13 protein-coding genes are annotated in these 17,666 nt (G+C 36.4%); 4 read left to right on the top strand and 9 right to left on the bottom strand.

Going from position 1 to position 17,666, the window contains the following annotated elements; genetic code table 11:
* Positions 1-461 precede the first annotated feature (461 nt).
* Positions 462-2,156: a phosphoenolpyruvate carboxykinase gene (locus FHL06_RS02535; RefSeq protein ID WP_153384677.1), complete on the top strand. Its 1,695-nt coding sequence runs from the start codon at positions 462-464 to the stop codon at positions 2,154-2,156.
* Between the two features lie 103 nt (positions 2,157-2,259).
* On the opposite strand, the gene FHL06_RS02530 is transcribed toward FHL06_RS02535, so the two are convergent.
* From FHL06_RS02530 to FHL06_RS02515, 4 genes are all read right to left on the bottom strand, one after another.
* Complete coding sequence (locus FHL06_RS02530; RefSeq protein WP_153384676.1) at positions 2,260-3,030, bottom strand: hypothetical protein; 771 nt, start codon at positions 3,028-3,030, stop codon at positions 2,260-2,262.
* An 80-nt stretch (positions 3,031-3,110) separates the two neighbouring features.
* Positions 3,111-4,802: an FAD-dependent oxidoreductase gene (locus FHL06_RS02525; RefSeq protein WP_153384675.1), complete on the bottom strand. Its 1,692-nt coding sequence runs from the start codon at positions 4,800-4,802 to the stop codon at positions 3,111-3,113.
* 60 nt (positions 4,803-4,862) lie between these two features.
* Positions 4,863-5,348, bottom strand: coding sequence for a prolyl-tRNA synthetase associated domain-containing protein (locus tag FHL06_RS02520; protein WP_153384674.1), 486 nt, complete (start codon positions 5,346-5,348; stop codon positions 4,863-4,865).
* Positions 5,349-5,372: 24 nt separating this feature from the next.
* Positions 5,373-6,125, bottom strand: coding sequence for a MurR/RpiR family transcriptional regulator (locus FHL06_RS02515; RefSeq protein ID WP_153384673.1), 753 nt, complete (start codon positions 6,123-6,125; stop codon positions 5,373-5,375).
* A 183-nt stretch (positions 6,126-6,308) separates the two neighbouring features.
* On the opposite strand from FHL06_RS02515, the gene FHL06_RS02510 reads away from it, so the two are divergent.
* Positions 6,309-8,159: a glucose PTS transporter subunit IIA gene (locus FHL06_RS02510; protein ID WP_153384672.1), complete on the top strand. Its 1,851-nt coding sequence runs from the start codon at positions 6,309-6,311 to the stop codon at positions 8,157-8,159.
* A gap of 18 nt (positions 8,160-8,177) precedes the next feature.
* On the top strand, positions 8,178-9,644 hold the full coding sequence (locus FHL06_RS02505; protein ID WP_153384671.1) for a glycoside hydrolase family 1 protein: 1,467 nt from the start codon (positions 8,178-8,180) through the stop codon (positions 9,642-9,644).
* A gap of 72 nt (positions 9,645-9,716) precedes the next feature.
* On the opposite strand, the gene nhaC is transcribed toward FHL06_RS02505, so the two are convergent.
* The gene (nhaC, locus tag FHL06_RS02500) at positions 9,717-11,123 is read right to left on the bottom strand and encodes a Na+/H+ antiporter NhaC (protein WP_153384670.1); all 1,407 of its coding nucleotides are present in this window, start codon (positions 11,121-11,123) and stop codon (positions 9,717-9,719) included.
* A 503-nt stretch (positions 11,124-11,626) separates the two neighbouring features.
* Between nhaC and FHL06_RS02495 the strand changes: the two genes are divergently transcribed.
* On the top strand, positions 11,627-14,218 hold the full coding sequence (locus FHL06_RS02495; protein WP_153384669.1) for a hypothetical protein: 2,592 nt from the start codon (positions 11,627-11,629) through the stop codon (positions 14,216-14,218).
* A gap of 163 nt (positions 14,219-14,381) precedes the next feature.
* Here the strand turns inward: FHL06_RS02495 and FHL06_RS02490 are convergent, their stop codons facing one another.
* The 4 genes from FHL06_RS02490 to FHL06_RS02475 are packed head-to-tail and all read right to left on the bottom strand — an operon-like array spanning position 14,382 to position 17,264.
* The gene (locus FHL06_RS02490) at positions 14,382-15,035 is read right to left on the bottom strand and encodes an amino acid ABC transporter permease (RefSeq protein ID WP_153384668.1); all 654 of its coding nucleotides are present in this window, start codon (positions 15,033-15,035) and stop codon (positions 14,382-14,384) included.
* Positions 15,036-15,047: 12 nt separating this feature from the next.
* Positions 15,048-15,686 (bottom strand): amino acid ABC transporter permease, encoded by a 639-nt coding sequence (locus FHL06_RS02485; RefSeq protein WP_153384667.1) that lies wholly within the window; start codon positions 15,684-15,686, stop codon positions 15,048-15,050.
* On the bottom strand, positions 15,683-16,510 hold the full coding sequence (locus FHL06_RS02480; RefSeq protein ID WP_153384666.1) for a glutamate ABC transporter substrate-binding protein: 828 nt from the start codon (positions 16,508-16,510) through the stop codon (positions 15,683-15,685). Before FHL06_RS02480 ends, FHL06_RS02485 begins: the two co-directional genes overlap by 4 nt.
* Positions 16,511-16,526: 16 nt before the next feature.
* Positions 16,527-17,264, bottom strand: a complete 738-nt coding sequence (locus FHL06_RS02475; protein ID WP_153384665.1) for an amino acid ABC transporter ATP-binding protein — start codon at positions 17,262-17,264, stop codon at positions 16,527-16,529.
* Between the last annotated feature and the right edge of the window lie 402 nt (positions 17,265-17,666).

The raw sequence follows: 17,666 nt of genomic DNA, 5'->3' as shown, positions 1-17,666 counted from the left end.
CTTTCTCGAAAAAAAATGACCATAAACTTCGCCCTTTTAGCGGAATTCATGGTCATGCCTAATTTAATAGTAACAATCCAACGATTTATTCAACTTACGAGTTCAGTATAACCACCAAACCGATTTTTGTAAACGCTTTAATTATAAAAATTATTATCCTTTATCATATTAATATAATTTTTTTATCTATATTTCAAATGAATGATAAATTGTTGATTCCAAAATAAGCTGAAAAATCTATTATTTTTTTCTGTAATTGAAATTAGAATAATAAATAATTTGATAAAATATTTTTTAATTTTAATTTTTCTAATTTAAAGCTGTCATATCACAACATTAAGCGGTTTAAGCTTTTATTCAATGTAGACAAAATTAAATTAATTCTAATTTTAACTACCAGTTTGCTGAAAAATGCTTTAAAATGATATTTAAGCTCACATTTGAAAGGAGATCTTTAACGTATGTCGAACTCATCACAAGCTATTGAATCCAAAGCATTTTATGCTAATCCTAATCGATCAGTTGCTGTTATTAACTATAACGAGGAATACATCCAAGATGTTTTCCAGTTAATCAATAGTAAAGGATTCTATAATTTAGTTGACTTATACCTCCAAGCAAGTCAACAAGCTGTTACTAATAAAGTTGAGGGACTATCCGCCGATTCGTATGTCAATATTTTGAAAGCTGTCCTAATCGACGATAAACCAAATTACGAAAAATATGGTAACGAACAAATTTTGAAAAGTATTGAAGACTTTTATTCATACTACCGTTCATACTTTAGAGTCTCTCTAATCAATAAACACAGTAGTGCGATCGTTAAAGGAAACTTCATGAATATCGATAATCGGTTTAATGAAGTCGTTATCCACCTCTATCGTTCTATTGAAGAAAAACTCCAAGGATTTTCTAACCGCACATATCGTCAAATCAACGCTGGTACTAACGCCTGTGTTTTGACGCAATCAATCAAGTGGGATACACCCGCTAAATATCAATCACTCGAAAGTATTCGCTTTTTGGATACTATCATGCTTCGTCCCCCAATGATGATGCACACTAAGAGTAACAAGCGTGAAGGTGTCTTCAGCGAAGTTCCTGACAACCCTATCGAAAAATTTGATGGCGACCAAAAGGATTGGTACTGCTTCCCAGCAAAAATTGGTGAAAGTTTAGCCTTCATCTACTTCCACCGCGACTATTTTGTCAGTGGAATTGCTCTAGCTAACCTCTTTGAAGTTGCTGATGAAGCAAGCGTTGCCGGTAAAAAGCCAGATGAAATCATCTTGTTTGGTCTTAAGAAAACTGAAGGAGATGTCAGTCACTATTATCACGATACCGATAATGATATTTGGGTCGGCGAAGTGCCATATAACGACAAGACAACTTACTTTGGCTATATGAAGAAAATGTGCTTAACAGTACATAACTTACACATGATTTATGAAAATCGTTTGCCAATCCACGGCTCAATGGTTCGTATCAGCTTCTCCAATGGCAAAACTAAGTCAGTTGTCTTCTTCGGTGATTCTGGTGCCGGAAAGTCCGAATCAATTGAAGCTCTACAAGAAATTGCTGACGATAAAATCATCAGTATCGAAACTATCTTTGATGATATGGGTAGTTTTGCCTTTGATGAACAAGGCAATATCTACGCGCAAGGAACTGAAACTGGTGCCTTTGTTCGACTTGACGATTTGAGCAGTTCAGTTGCCTTCAATAACATGGATCGTGGTATCTACTTGAACCCTGAATTGAAGAACGCTCGTGTCATCTTGCCAGCTAATACTTACAAGCACGTTATCGAACACCACGAAATCGACATGTGGGTCTACGCTAATAACTATGATAAGGAAATCGGCTTGCATCAATTCCCTGATGAAGAACATGCTAAAGCAACCTTCATTGCTGGTAAGCGTAAGGCTCTAGGAACAACTGATGAAGTCGGAATGACAACGACCTTCTTTGCTAATCCATTTGGACCAGTTCAAGAAGAAGAAAAGACTCGTCCCATCATCGACAAAGTCTTTAACAAACTTTATCATGACAAGGTCTACGTTGGAGAAATCTATACTCACCTTGGCTACGATAAGTCAAAATCTAGTTTGCATGAATCAGCTAAAGAATTACTGAATGAATTAATGAATAACTAATTACAAAAACCATCTGTCAACTTCGACGGATGGCTTTTTTAGTGATTAAAAAAAGGAACATCTTCAATGATACTTATTATGTATCGAATAAAAAGATATTCCTTTATTTATTATTATTGTATTTTTGATTGATTTCTGTTGTTAGTTTTTCTAGAGCAGCTGCTAAATTAGGACGATCATTCGATTTTTTTAAGGCTTTAGGATTATTCAAAACATATTTATCAGCGTCCGGTCTTTTAATCCAAAAATTATATTGTGGCACATCGATCATATAGGAATTATGAATCGTAAAGCCACTTTGTTTCAGAGCCATATTATAATCAGTCGCTTCATCTAAGTGGTTTGGTACTAAACCAGCAATAATTTTTGAACCAATGTCTGGCAGTGGAAATTCTTCATTTTTGACCAACATTTCATGATCGAAATCTTTCGGCTTACTCATATTGGCATACCAGTGATCAAATGAAACTAATCCACCCTCAAACGCAATATAAATATTTTTGCCTTTAAGCTGCGTGTCGCCGCTTAAAACTTTATCGATATGAATCGTTGCTTTGGTGTAAGCCATATTTTTAGGACTATTCATTCGTTGTAAATTATAAACCGTGCCCTTAATTACAGCTTTACTGTGATTATCCAACTGATCCATTGTTGTACCGACATAACTCTTGCCATTGTTAAAGCCATCGCTTTTAATGACATCCGCATTTACGATTCTTTTTTTCCAGATATTTTGATTTTTCTTAATAACTAAATTAGGACGTCCGATTTCTTTAGCTTGTGGTTTTATGGATCCTTGTAACGTCTTTATTCCGAAGACAGATAACGGTAAAACAAATACTAACAGTATTAAAGCAATTAGTGTTTTTTTCATCGCAATACTCCTCAGGCCCCATTATCGCACGTGTTGCAGCCATCTTGTACCGCGATTATTTTATATAATTTACTGAAAAATTAATAACTAGTTAAAATGGGCTCACGACCGGTAGTTTGGTCTTTAAAGTATTCATACTCGCAAAGTTCGCCATACGAACCGGATATATTGGTAATGTTTTTATAGCCTAAATTATCCAAAGCTCGAACCATATTGTAACTACGTTGACTAGATTGACAGTGAATATAGACTGGTTCTGTTGTGGGAATCTCATCTAGTCGATCTCTAAATTGACTCAAGGGAATATTAACCGAAGTCGTAATATGACCAGCTTGATATTCATTAGGTTCACGCGCATCAATGATAAAAGCGTTTTTCTCAACTAATTCTCTAACTTTAGTGACCGGTACTTGGCGATATTCATCATTCAAGATGTTTTCAGCCACTAAACCGACCATATTGACAGCATTCTTAGCTGTACTGAACCAAGGAGAATAAGCTAATTCTAGATGCGTCAAATCCGATACTCGACCATGCATCGTTATCATAGTTGCCAAAACGTCAATTTGCTTATCGATTTGCGAATGACCTATCACTTGAGCACCCAAAATCTCGCCACTAGGATAACCAAAGACTAATTTCAAGAAAATCGGCGTTGTATCAGGCATAATGCTGACACGATTTTTTGGTATAACGGTAGCAAAACGGTACTCGATGTTGTTTTCTCGACAAGCTTTTTCAGTCAAACCAGTTGAAGCCACATTAATGTCAAACAAATGAATGACTTGCGTGCCGATGAAGCCCTGATTATCAACTTTTCTGCCATAAATATGGTCCACTGCATCACGGGCTTCCATTTGAGCTGGAAAGGCTAAAGCCAGACGTGATTTTTGACAAGTTTGACGTTGCGTCAATTCAATTGCATCCCCAACGGCATAGACATCAGGAACAGTCGTTTCATAATGTTGATCGACTAAAATTGAACCCGTTTCCCCTAATTTACAGCCAATCTTAGTAGCCAAGGTCGTATCCGGTTTGACCCCGATTGCCATCACAACAACTTGTGCAGGAATTTTTTTACCAGAAGCCAATTCAACTTCTTGGTCAGAAATTTTGGCTAATCCATCATTGACAATAACGTTCACGCCATTATCATAAAGGTGTTTTTGAACAATTTGAGCAAAATCATCATCGACTGTTCCTAAAACATGCTCAGCTGCTTCAATCACAGAAACATTTTTACCTGCTAAAGTAAGATTTTCACCGACCTCTACACCGATAAAGCCACCGCCAATAACGGCCACGTCTTGGACTTTATTTTCAGTTAAATAACTTTGCAATTGCTTAATATCGACCACATTGCGAATTGAAAAGACATTCTTATTATCAATTCCTGAAATTTGTTTTGGCATGATAGGCTTGGCACCTGGTGAAAGAATCAATTCATCATAAGGAACTTCTTCTAACAAATCAGTTTTTACATCTCTTACTTGAACGGTCTTTTCAGCTGTATTGGCACCGATAACTTCCTTATTGACCTGAGCATCAATATTATATTGAGCCTTGAATTGCTCAGGCGTTTTTAAAACGATACTGTCAGCATCAGGAATCACGCCGCTTAGATTATAAGGTAGAGAACAGTTAGAAAAAGAAACATTGGGTCCCTTTTCAAACATGGTTATCTTTGCCTTTTCATCCAAACGTCGTGCTCTTGCAGCAGCTGAAGCACCGCCACCGACACCACCAACAATTACGATTCTTTTACTATTCATTATCAAATCTAGCCCCTTTCATCTAATCTGCCTAAACTATAACGCAAAAGATTTTTTAATCTATATTTGGAACAACTGATATTCAAAACCCAAACTTGTTAAAAATTTAAACAAGCCTTCACAACCAATAAAAATCGTCTTGATATTATCGTTGGGGTGAAAAGTTAATGGCAAGTTGCCCACAATATCCTTTTCAAAATAAACCTGTACATCTTTTGATTGATTGTTCAACAAGCCAAAAACCGAAACGAATCCTGGTTTCAATTTTAATTTTTCCCATAAAGCATCTTCTGAAGCAAACTTAAGATGCCTTTGATTAACAATTTGAGCAAAATTTTTCATATCAAGCTTTTTTTCATCAGCCATAAAGACTAAATAGAAATCACGCTTCTTATTATCAGTCAAAAAAAGCGACTTAGTCTTGACGCAAGGTCGATCAATGTATAAATCGGCCTCCTTTGCTGTATAGACTGGCGGATGTTCAATCATCTCAAAAGGTATTTTTAATTCTGTCAGTTTTTCTTGCACTCGTTCAGCTGGATTCATTGTTTTGGCTCCTTCAACTTGATTTTAATTTTCTTCATGCATTAAATTAAGCAAAAGTTCCACAAAAAACATTGGAATTGATTGTGAATCAACTACTGAACGATTAGAAAATGATGAACCCGGTAAAAAAATGGTATTGTTGAAAATATCTGCCAATTCAGCTTTTTGATTAAGAGTAATTAAAAAAGAATTCTTCGGCATATTCATAACAATATCAGGTAAAAAGTTTGAAAAATTTTGTTTATTACCACTAATAGAAAATAATACTAACGTGTCCTCCTCTTTCATGGATCTAGTAATATGGGCGGAGGTTATATATCCATTTGAGTAAATCGAAGCCTTGCCAAAGTCACTTAAACCATAATAAAGTTCTTTAGCTGGCAACGAGGATTGATAGTTTCCTATAAAATAATTTGTTTGATCATTCAATAAACAATCGATTAGATTGTTTATTTTTTTTTCATCAATTTGCGATATTTGGCCCATTACATTGACGTAATCATTCACATAATCGCCAACTACTGTATTCGCATCCCGATTCTGTCGGCCACTACGCAAGAAGTTAACCATTTCAAAACGAAAATCTTTGTATCCTTGAAATCCCAACGTCTGACAAAATCTTAATACAGCTGAAGTAGAAGTATGAGCTTCCGTTGCTAATTTCGTGATAGTAAATCTTTCAATATTTTCTGGATACTGCATAATGTACGAACTAACTTTTTGTTCTGATTTTGAAAGTTTTAAATGACGTGCCTCAATACTCTCAATGATATTCATGGCAGAACCTCCTTGATTCTTTTCATATCCCAACTTTAGTTATCAGTGACAATTTTGTCAATTTAATACTATAATTTTGTCATTTATCATTGACAACGCTTACAATAGCTATTACTATGATGACAGTTGGTAAAATTGTTAAATAATTTTGACAATATTGCCATTTATTTAGGAGGCAATATTATGGATTATAAAAAGCTTGGCGCTGACATCGTTAAAAATGTTGGTGGCGTAGATAATATTGATATTTTAGTTCATTGTATGACACGTTTGAGATTTAACCTAAAAGACGTTTCAAAGGCTAATAAAGAAGCCCTCGAAGATCTCGACGGAGTTTTAGGCGTCACATATGCTGGCGGACAGTATATGGTCATTTTAGGAAAAGATTTACTTCCTACTTATCAGGCTATTATTAAGGATTTTGATATTCAGACTGGAAAGAACACTGATGAAAATCTTGATAATTTAGATACTAAAAAAGAACCCCTTACTTGGAAAAATGTTGGTGGTAAGGTAATCGGTTTTGTTTCAGCATCAGTTACTCCTTTACTTCCTGGGTTGATTGCCGGAGGTATGATGAAAGTTGCTCTATTATTAGTAGTAACTTTTATATCTCCACATTATGCAAATACATCATCTTACCTATTATTATCAGCTATTGCTGATTCACCATTTTACTTTATGCCCATTATCGTTGCATATGGCGCTGCCACCAAAATGGGAGCTACACCAGTGTATGCAATGGTTGCAACAGCTTCACTATTACACGGTAATTTCACAACATTAGTAACTGCTGCCAAACATGCCACATTATTTGGCATGAGCGTCAAAATGCTCAACTATGGAAGTACTTTGTTGCCAGCACTTTTGATTGCCATTACAGCTTATTATGCAGAAAAATTCTTTAATAAGATTGTTCCAGGAATTTTCCGTTCAGTCTTTGTCGGAATGGGAACGATTTTTGTTTCTGGTTCTTTGGGATTCTTAATTTTAGGACCTCTAGGTAATATGTTAGGTCAAGGTATTGCTTCAGGATTCATGTTCTTGAATAGTACCGTTGGTCCTTTAGCTGTTGGTTTATTAGCTGCATGTTTACCTTGGATGGTTATGGCAGGTATGCATACTGCTCTAACTCCTTTTATGCCTCAATTACTAAGTAATCCTGGTTACGATGCAATCTTGCGTCCAGCTTTCCTACTTCACAATATGGCTGAAGGTGGAGCTAATTTAGGTGTTGCTGCCAGAACTAAAAATGCAAAGTTCAGAAGTGAATGTATTTCTCTTGCTATCGGTTGTATCGTTGCCGGTGTTACTGAACCAGCTATTTATGGTGTCAATTTGAAATATCGTCGACCAATGTACGGCGTCATGGCTGGAGGTTTCGTTGGTGGCTTTATTGCCAGTCTACTTGGTGCCAAAGCTTACGTGATGGGATATTCTAATGTTTTAGCTTTGCCAATTTTCCAAAAAACAATTATGGCTATGGTCTTTGGTATCATTGCCGCAATTGCAACTTCAGCTGTTGTGACATTTATTCTAGGAATCAAAGAAGAACCCTCTAAAAATGTTACTAAACCCGTTCAGGAAACTTACCCTGACGATGCCATTGTTTCAGTCAGTGATGGTACTTTAATGAATATTGAAAATGTTAACGATGAAGCTTTCTCAAGCAAGGCTTTAGGAGACGGCATTGCTATCAAATTGAATAATGATTTCGTTTGTTCACCAGCCAATGGTACTTTGGAAACTATGTTCCCAACTGGACATGCTTTTGGAGTATTGACTAATGAAGGCGTTGAAATGTTGGTTCACATAGGATTAGATACCGTTAAAGCTAAAGGCGATGGTTTCGATGTCCTAGTTAAACAAGGTGAAAAGGTCCGTGCTGGACAACCAATTGTTCGTGTTGATCGAGCAAAATTGAAGAAACAAGGCTATGATTTAACAACAATGTTAGTAATTACTAATGATAATAATCAAGAAATAGATTTGAAACAGTCAGGTGACGTTAAAGTTGGAACTGCACTAGTTTAATATTGGAGGAATAAAATTATGTCAAAAGAATTACCAAAAGGATTTCTTTGGGGTGGCGCAACCTCAGATTTTCAATATGAAGGTGGATTTAACGAAGGCGGTCGTGGTATATCATCACATGATTATGAAACCGATGGATCTAAAGAACATCCCCGCCACCATACGATGAAGATGCCTGATGGAACGTTAATTGAACCAAACAGTTCATTCATTTTGGCCGACTCTGTTCCTAAAGAAGCTCAACCAGTTTTCTTAGATGACCAATATTATCCAAGCCATAAAGCAGTTGATTTTTATCACCATTACAAAGAAGATATTAAATTAATGGCGGAAATGGGTTTCAACGTTTATCGTTTTTCAATTTCTTGGAGTAGAATTTTCCCAACTGGTGAAGAAGAAAAACCAAATGAAGCTGGTTTAAAATTTTATGACAGCGTAATCAACGAAATGGCCAAATATAACATGCAACCACTGATTACAATCAGTCACGACGAAATGCCTGTACATTTAGCATTGAAATATAATGGCTGGACTTCTAGAAAAGTTATCGATGCTTATGTTAAGTATGCTAAGACCCTCTTTGAACGCTTTGGCAATCGTTGTAAATATTGGTTAACTTTCAATGAAATAAATGCTGTTCGTGGATTTGGTCCTACCGGAGTTAGAAACGCTAACGGTCAAGATAGGTATCAAGCTGACCACAACATGTTCGTCGCTTCCGCTAAAGCAGTTAAATTAGGACATAAACTGGTACCTGGTAGTCAATTTGGAACTATGTATGCCATGAGTGAAATCTACCCTGCTACATGCAAACCAGAAGATATGTTCCATCATCTCCAAGAACACCGAGAAAATTGGTACTTCATTGATATTATGGGACGTGGATATTATCCAAGCTACGCTGATGAATTGCTGAAACGTCATGGAGTTAAAGATTTACATATGGAACCAGAAGACAAACAAACTTTAAAAGAAGGTCAACTAGACTTCATTGCTTTTAGTTATTATCGTTCAAATACTACTAAAAAAGGCGACGACTGGTTCAATGTTGGTGGAAATCCTAACCCCTACCTTAAGGAAACCCCTTGGGGTTGGCCAGTTGATCCACTTGGATTAAGATATTGCATGAACGAAATTTATGACCGTATCCAAAAACCTATCTTTATTGTTGAAAATGGTATGGGTGCAATCGATAAAGCTGACGAAAATGGTTATGTTGAAGATGATTATAGAATTGAATACCTTCAAGAACATCTCAGTGCAATGGCTGATGCCATCAACATCGATCACATCCCTTGCCTTGGCTATACAATGTGGGCCCCAATTGATTTGGTTTCATTATCGACTGGTGAAATGAAGAAACGTTATGGATTTGTCTACGTAGATATGGACGATAAAGGTAACGGATCATTGAAGCGGACTCCTAAGAAATCTTTCAATTGGATGAAACATATTATTGAAACAAATGGAGCTGCCTTAGATTAAAAAAATTTATAGTTCAAAAAAATATCACCTATTAGAATCGTAAACTCTAATAGGTGATATTTTTTTGAACTTTTACGCTGTAGCAACTTTTTTATTGTCAGATGTTTCAGCACGTTTTAACCCAATGCCTGTGAATCCACTGAGAATGGAAAGCAATGGCGATAATAAACTGAAGAAACAAAATGGCAAGAAGGATAGTGTGGGAACGCCTAAGGTATTAGCAACAAAGGCTCCAGCAACTCCCCAAGGAATCAAGTAGTTGATAACTGTTCCTCCATCTTCCAAGACTCGACTTAAGGCTAGATTATCTAAACCACGTTTATTAAAGGTTTGTTTGAAGGCTTTTCCAGGTAGAATCACTGATAAGTATTGCTCACCAACGAAGATGTTAACGCCAATTCCTGAAAGAATCGTAGCTGTAATAACAGAACCTGGTGTTTTGAGTTTTTCAGATAATGGTTCCATAGCTGTTTGAATAACGTTGAACTTCATTAAAAGTCCACCTAATGACAAGGTTAAGAAAATTAAGGAAACAGTGCCCATCATTGAACTAATGCCTCCACGAGTCAATAATGCATCAACACTAGCATTTCCCGTTTTTGAAACAAAGCCATTTTCGATGAATCCAGCGATACTCTTAACTGAAGTACTTGGTTTTTCAACAAAAATCATTCCGACTGTAATTGTAATATTTAAAATTAACGTGGCGATAGCTGGCACTTTCATAATTGAACAGATAAACAAGATGGCGATTGGTAAAATGGCCCACCATGAAACAACAAAGTTGTTATTTAAAACATTCAAAGTCGTATCGATTTTACTTAAGCTAGCTCCTGAACCAGCATTGCCTAATAATGTGTACAAGATCAAAGAGATAAAGAATGCGGGAATCGTGGTCCACATCAAATTCTTGATATGGGCAAATAAATCATCTTCAGCGATGGCTGATGCCAAATTAGTCGAATCTGACAAGGGTGACGTCTTATCTCCAAAGATTGCTCCAGAAATAATTGCTCCAGCAACTAAAGCTGGATTCATACCTAAAGTTTGTCCCATTCCAAAGAGTGCGATCCCGATGGTTGAAACGATGGTAAAGGCACTTCCAATGGAAGTTCCAATCAAAGCACAGACTAGAAAGACTGAGGGTACGAACCACTTAGCAGAAATTAAGTGGAATCCAGCAACCATCATGGAAGGAATGATCCCGGCTGCAATCCAAGTTCCAATTAAGGCACCAATCAGAATAAAGATAAAGATGGGAATGATACCATTTTTAACGCCGTCTGAGATGCCGTCGAAGATTTTATCCCAGCTATTGCCACGAACTTTGCCCCAAAGCATCAATAAACCGATAACTACTAGTACCGGTGTCTGTGGTGATAGACCGAATTTAATTACGCCCAATCCTAGGACGATTAACATTATGACTAAAATAGAGATTGCTTCTCTAAAACTTACTGTTTTTTTGCTCTTATTCATTTTAATTCCTCCGATTTTTTTATCTATTGCTAGTAAAAAATTAATATCGAGGATTACCGCCACTCGTATTCAACATATCTCTTACCCCTTGGTATAAAAAAAGTCCCTGCTGCTATTATGCAACAGGGACGATTTACCGTGGTACCACCCAGCTTGAGAATAGTTTAGTCTAAATAAACCATTGCTCCACTCTTGAGAAATAACGAATCTCTCTTCCGCTTGGATAGTCCAAGTAACATCTGGTATTTCATGAATATACCCTGACCGGTTCGCATCATCCACCGGCTTTCTTACGCCCAGATACATCACTAATTGTTTCAGATATTGATATGAATTTATTTGATTGACATCAACATTAACAACTTTATTCTCCCATGTCAACATTATTTATTAGAGATATTCACATTTTAATAAAAATTTTTCATGAATTGATTATTTTTGTAACCGTTTACGTGATATCTTATATATAACATAAATAATTTTATATTAGGGGGGGAGATTACATGGTTCAGAGGCATCATCTTTTATTTAAACTGGCCTTTTTCTGGATTTTTATTTGTCTGCTGATGCCATTCTTACATCCAAGAACTATTTTAGCTGACTATTCAGCTGCTACGACCTTGACTGATACTGATAAAGAGGCTATTAAAAATGCTCCAGAAGGACTTTTGATCAGTAAATATTTTACTAAACAAGATAAGACAGATACCGACATAAACGATAAAACCTACCCTTATCGACATAATTTTGCCACAACTGACGAATCTGGAAAAGTATTAATTTTAGCAAGTGGCTCTAGACAAACTGATACTGAAGATGTAAAAGAGGATGTTATATTAGGATTCCAAAAAACCTTAGGCACCATTCAAAATACGAGTTCTTATGGTGCTATATGGTCGGATGAAACAGCTAGTAATTATATTGACATCTCTAAAGAACAGCAAATTACTGCTTGGCTGTACTTCGGTAAAAGTTCTAATGACGAAGAGACCAACGGACAAGGAACCGCTCTAGTCTTACAAAATGATCCTCTAAAAACTAAAGCAATTGGTGCTGGTCAAGAAGGCCTAGGTGTCTATGGTTATGATGATTCAACATATGAGACCATTTTGTTCAAGAAAAGTCCTAAATTATTAGAACCTGCTGATGTTGCTAAAACAGCAGTCCAGAATAGTGTAGCTATTGAATTTGATACTCAACAAAATAAATTAAGTTTGCATCAACCAACTGAATTATATACACCTAAGAGCGATAATCCTCATACTACCCTCAGCGGTTTTGATACAGTTGATACTAGAGTTACGCCACCTTCAGGATATCCATTAGGTGCCCAATCTGGTGGTAATGGTGGATTTGGCCACATTGCCGTGACTTATCCTGGAATGCCAGGAACTTATGCTCAATCTGAAGCTTTGGGTACAACAGCCATGACAGAAACTTGGGAACCATTTACAGCTGGATACACGCAAATGCATGTCAATCCGGCTTCAACAACTTTGATAAATGACGAAGATTTAGATGGCAACACACTTTACTGGCATCACATCACGATGACTTGGCATCCTTCGACCGATGGCGGTAAAACAGCTACAATTGACTACTCTTTCAATGATAAAAACATCGACAATGTCGTTAACACTAATTATAACGGCGTTATAAATCAAAACTTTTTTGTTAGAATCGATGGCTCAACTCAAGTAGACTTAAGCACCTTTGGCGATATTCAAGATAACAAATTGCTTTGGGGCTTCACTGGTGCTAACAGTTCTGCTAGTGATGTTGAAAGTAAATTAGTCAGTCTTGAATCAATTCCTGCTTTAGTAAATGCTGAAGCAAATAGTTATATTTACGACACTACGATTGATAAAAAAATCACTGATGACAAATCAGACCCTGTATATAACGATGATAAAACGGTGGAAGCTGGTGACGATTTAGCTCTCCACTACAATCTTAACTACATTAATGGACACCAAGATTGGGACGGCGTCACCGGTTCCATTACTTTACCAGATAATATGAAATACACGCCTGATGCTAATAATAACATCGGGACAATAACTTATGCTAATGGCGTAACGGAAAATATTCCTGTCTCTGAATTAAAATCGACCTCAGTCAAAGATGTTTCTGGAAAAACTGTCACTGAAAATATTGTCACCCATAAATTTACCCAAGCTTTGAATGATAGTAATCAAACAGCCGAAGTAATCATCAATGGTCAAGCTGTCAACGATACTGAAGAAAATATCGACGTTGATGCAAAACCTGCTAAATTCAGTTCTGAAGCCAATATTTCAACGACGAGTACACCTGAATTCACTATCAAATATAAAAAGGATTGGAACTTAACTCTATCCACTCCAAAAACTGACTATGATTTAATCTATAAAAAAGATAACCAAGATTTGAATTTTGATACGACTTTAACCTACGACAAGGACCACAAGTTTGAAAAATCTGATCCTATCAAATACACAATAACTATCGACGCAGCTAAATATACTAAGGATATTACAGTCGATTCACAGGACAGTTCTGCTTCATATATGCTCGACTTAAAGGATATCCTTGGCGATGATTTTTGGAGCATCTTTGATAAAGATAAAGATCAGCCAATCAATGTTACTGTCCAAGCAACTGATCAAGACCACATCAAATCTAACCCTCTGACCTTCTTAGTCACAGTTAAGCCTGATAAGACACTTGAGTTAAAAGCTTCTGAATCATTGAACTTTCAAGATATTAACTTATTCAACAATCAAAAAGTTTTAATGAGAAAAAATGACTTCGATTTAAACGTCATTAGTTACAATTCTGTTTGGAAGCTCTTTGGTCAAGCTGGCGATTTAATCAATGATAGCAATGAAAAATTTGATGGTAATGTGATTTACCGTAACGATACTAAAACGCAGAATGTTTCTCAAGAAAAAGCATTAATTGCTCATCAAGATTCCGCTAGTCTAACAAAAGATGTCGATGAAATTTCTGACGACTGGCAAAAAGATACCGGTATTTTGCTTGAACAAGACGGTTTAAACTCTGTCGGCAGTTACCACGGTGATTTAACTTGGACCTTAACTGATACGATTTAAAACCATAAATAAAGAATTTGAGACATAACTATTTTCTCCTAAACTTGCAACATAAACGCGAGAACATAGCTTGTGTGCTTAAAATAAATAGCTCCTGGTAATCAAAATACAATTACCAGGAGCTATTTTCAAAAGCTGACCATTTATGCCTGCTCTTCTTTTTTTATGCCATTCTGTGGTCAATATATTTAGATAATAACGACAAGGCGTAGCAAACGATGAAGTACATGATTGCCATTGCTACAAAGACTGGCACGATATAGTTTGGATCTTGTCCATAAACAACTTGACCGTGTTGCATCAATTCTGGCACCACGATAATCGTTGCCAAAGATGTATCCTTAATTAATGAAATAAACTGACTAACTAAAGCAGGAATCATTTTTTTATAAGCTTGTGGTAAAACGATGTGCCACATAGCTTGACCATATTTCATCCCCATTGACCGTGAGGCTTCCATTTGTCCAATATCGACTGCTTGAATCCCTGAACGGATAATCTCCGCAATCATCGTCGATTCAAAGACTGTCATTGCTAAAATTGCCGCCGGAATCGTATCCGGCTTGAACCCAAAGGCTGGCAATCCAAAATAAGTAAAGAAGATGATCAATAGTAGTGGCAAGTTACGAATAACATCGATTATGAAACCAACTATTTTGGAAAAATATGGAATCTTCGTATAACGGATTAATCCTAGGATAGATCCGAAAATGAAACTCAAGATTACTGAAATAACTGAAATCATTATCGTAACCCATAAGCCTTGGAGAAGAAATCTGATATTTATCCATGAATAAGCGTCTATCCAATTTTGCATAATTTACTCCTCCTAAGCTAATTTTCTTTCGAGATATTGCATATAGTAACTGATTGGCATTGTGATAACTAAGTAGAACAAACCAACAATGATATATGTATTGATCGTATCAAAAGTCTGTGAGGCAATCGCATTACCTTGGTACATCAAGTCAAATCCAGCCACGAAAGCTAGAACTGAGGAATTCTTAACCAAGTTAACGAACTGATTGCCAAGAGGTGGAATTACCAATTTGAAGGCTTGAGGCAAAACGATGTAACGCATACCTTGCCAAAAAGTCATTCCCTGAGAACGGGCAGCTTCCATTTGACCAACACTGACGGAGTTGATACCCGCCCGAACCGTTTCAGCGATAAAGGCTGAAGTATAAATTGTTAAACCAATCGTTCCAGCGGTGAAACCATTGATTTTAACCACATAAAGTGGAATTACCAAATAGAAGAACATCGTAATAACCAAAAGTGGAATATTACGAAAGACTTCCACATAAATATTTCCAATAACACGTAAGAATTTATTTGGCACTACTTCAAGGATGGCGAACAACGATCCAATAATCAAACTGAAGAACAACGCCAAAATACTGGATAGAAGCGTCCAACCAAAGCCACTAATAAATTCACTCCAATTGCTTGTTAGTAGATTGATCATTTGCGTAGCACCTCCTTGTAGTTAAATCCAGAAACATTTCCGAACCACCTCACAACTAACTTGTTGTAAGTTCCGTCTGCTTCTAGTTCATTGAGTGCCTTATTGATAGCCTTTCTGAAGTCATCTTGTCCTTTATTGACTCCAATACCGTAAGGTTCGACCGTAAAGGCTTTTCCCTGAAGTTTGTAACCGGGATTATTGACGGCCATACCAGCTAAAATAACATTATCTGTCGTCAAAGCATCTCCTTGACCTGATTTCAAAGCAGTCAACGCCTGAGCATAATCGGGTAATTGCAAAACGCTAGCTTTTGGAGCAAATTTTTTAACATTTTCAACTGAGTTGGAGCCGACAACACCGATGATTGTCTTATTATTTAAATCCTGAACTTTTTTAATTGATGAATTATCCTTGACCAAAATTGATTGTCCAGCGTCAAAGTATGACTTGGAAAAATCAATCGTCTTTTTTCGTTCCGGCGTTATGGTCATTGTAGCGATAATGGCATCGATATTACCATTCTTCAGCAACGGGATACGAGATTGTGATGTAACGGTTACGAATTTGGCAGTAGCATCCTTGCCGAGCATTTTCTTAGTGATAGCTTTGGCAAGATCAACTTCGAATCCTTTTTCCTTACCATCTTTTACATCGATCAGACCAATCAATTTCGTATCAGCCTTAACACCCCAAGTGATAGTCTTTGATTTTTGGTCGTTAGTTAAGACATTTTGCTTAGAGAGCGGCTTGGAACCACAGGCAGTCAATGTAAGAGCTAGGAGTAAAGAAGTGATAATCAATGCTAAATATTTTAATCGTTTCATATCGTTTACCCCCTTTTTAATGTTTGATAATCTTGCTCAAGAACTTTCTAGCACGATCATTTGTAGGATTTTTAAAGAAGACGCTTGTAGCATCATCTTCAAGAATCTGTCCGTCATCCATGAAAATAACTCGATTTGCTACTTCTTCGGCAAAGCCCATTTCGTGAGTAACGATCAAAGAAGTCATATCGCTTTGACTAGTAACGTATTTGATAACGCCCAAAACATCGTCAATCATTTCTGGGTCCAAAGCACTGGTAGGTTCGTAAAATAGCATGCAACGTGGTTTCATCGCTAACGATCTAGCAATTGCCACACGCTGTTCTTGCCCACCGGAAATCTGCGATGGCATATTGTGAGCTTTGTCAGCTAATCCAACTTGATCAAGCAGTGCCATTGCCCTTTTTTTATTCTCTTCTTCACTTAGCTTCAAAACGATTCTGGGAGCTAACATAACATTTTCTAAAACATCTTTATTTGCGTAAAGGTTAAAGTGCTGGAACACCATCCCGACATCTCGTCTAATTCGATTGATATCAGTCGATTTTTCAGCGATATCACGTCCGTTGACAATCAACTGGCCCTCTTGAATGGTTTCCAAGCCATTGACTGTTCTAGCCAGAGTACTCTTACCAGAACCAGAAGGTCCGATTAAAACGACAGTTTCTCCTTTGTCAATCTCCAGATTAATATCTTTTAGAGCATGAAAATTTCCGTAATATTTTTGTACGTCGCGAAATTCAATCATTGACATAGTTATTTCTCCTTCCAATCCATAATAATTTTCCTAAAAAGTTTTATTAAAGAAATTCTAATGTCTTTGTAAGAATTTAGCAACAAAAAAATATTTTTGCAAGTGAAGAAATTGTCAAATCGTCTAACGTATATGGCTCAAGAACGCTATAATTCCAGGCTTATATTGCTTATAAATAAAAAATAAAAAATATTTTAATTTTTATCCCGAAACTTAAAATTTTGGACAAAAAAATAGTATTTATTAACAATCACTTAATCAATAAGCAAATGAATAAATACTATTTTTAATTAACATTCTTTTGATATTCAAATTTTGAATATCTAGTGAGATTTGTTGAGGATCTCGAAAATTAATTATTAATGGGGGGAAGGCTCCTCTTTTTGAGGAGCTGCGCCCAAA

The organism is Companilactobacillus halodurans (assembly GCF_009600985.1).
Taxonomy (GTDB): Bacteria; Bacillota; Bacilli; order Lactobacillales; family Lactobacillaceae; genus Companilactobacillus; species Companilactobacillus halodurans.
Note: the sequence above shows the minus strand (reverse complement) of the source record. Positions and strands in the feature narration are given on the sequence as shown.

Coding starts and splice junctions, on each gene's coding strand:
- nhaC (WP_153384670.1), bottom strand. CDS start 11,123: ATGAATAAGAGCAAAAAAACAGTAAGTTTTAGAGAAGCAATCTCTATT.
- FHL06_RS02530 (WP_153384676.1), bottom strand. CDS start 3,030: ATGAAAAAAACACTAATTGCTTTAATACTGTTAGTATTTGTTTTACCG.
- FHL06_RS02485 (WP_153384667.1), bottom strand. CDS start 15,686: ATGATCAATCTACTAACAAGCAATTGGAGTGAATTTATTAGTGGCTTT.
- FHL06_RS02535 (WP_153384677.1), top strand. CDS start 462: ATGTCGAACTCATCACAAGCTATTGAATCCAAAGCATTTTATGCTAAT.
- FHL06_RS02515 (WP_153384673.1), bottom strand. CDS start 6,125: ATGAATATCATTGAGAGTATTGAGGCACGTCATTTAAAACTTTCAAAA.
- FHL06_RS02475 (WP_153384665.1), bottom strand. CDS start 17,264: ATGTCAATGATTGAATTTCGCGACGTACAAAAATATTACGGAAATTTT.
- FHL06_RS02495 (WP_153384669.1), top strand. CDS start 11,627: ATGGTTCAGAGGCATCATCTTTTATTTAAACTGGCCTTTTTCTGGATT.
- FHL06_RS02525 (WP_153384675.1), bottom strand. CDS start 4,802: ATGAATAGTAAAAGAATCGTAATTGTTGGTGGTGTCGGTGGCGGTGCT.
- FHL06_RS02510 (WP_153384672.1), top strand. CDS start 6,309: ATGGATTATAAAAAGCTTGGCGCTGACATCGTTAAAAATGTTGGTGGC.
- FHL06_RS02480 (WP_153384666.1), bottom strand. CDS start 16,510: ATGAAACGATTAAAATATTTAGCATTGATTATCACTTCTTTACTCCTA.
- FHL06_RS02490 (WP_153384668.1), bottom strand. CDS start 15,035: ATGCAAAATTGGATAGACGCTTATTCATGGATAAATATCAGATTTCTT.
- FHL06_RS02505 (WP_153384671.1), top strand. CDS start 8,178: ATGTCAAAAGAATTACCAAAAGGATTTCTTTGGGGTGGCGCAACCTCA.
- FHL06_RS02520 (WP_153384674.1), bottom strand. CDS start 5,348: ATGAATCCAGCTGAACGAGTGCAAGAAAAACTGACAGAATTAAAAATA.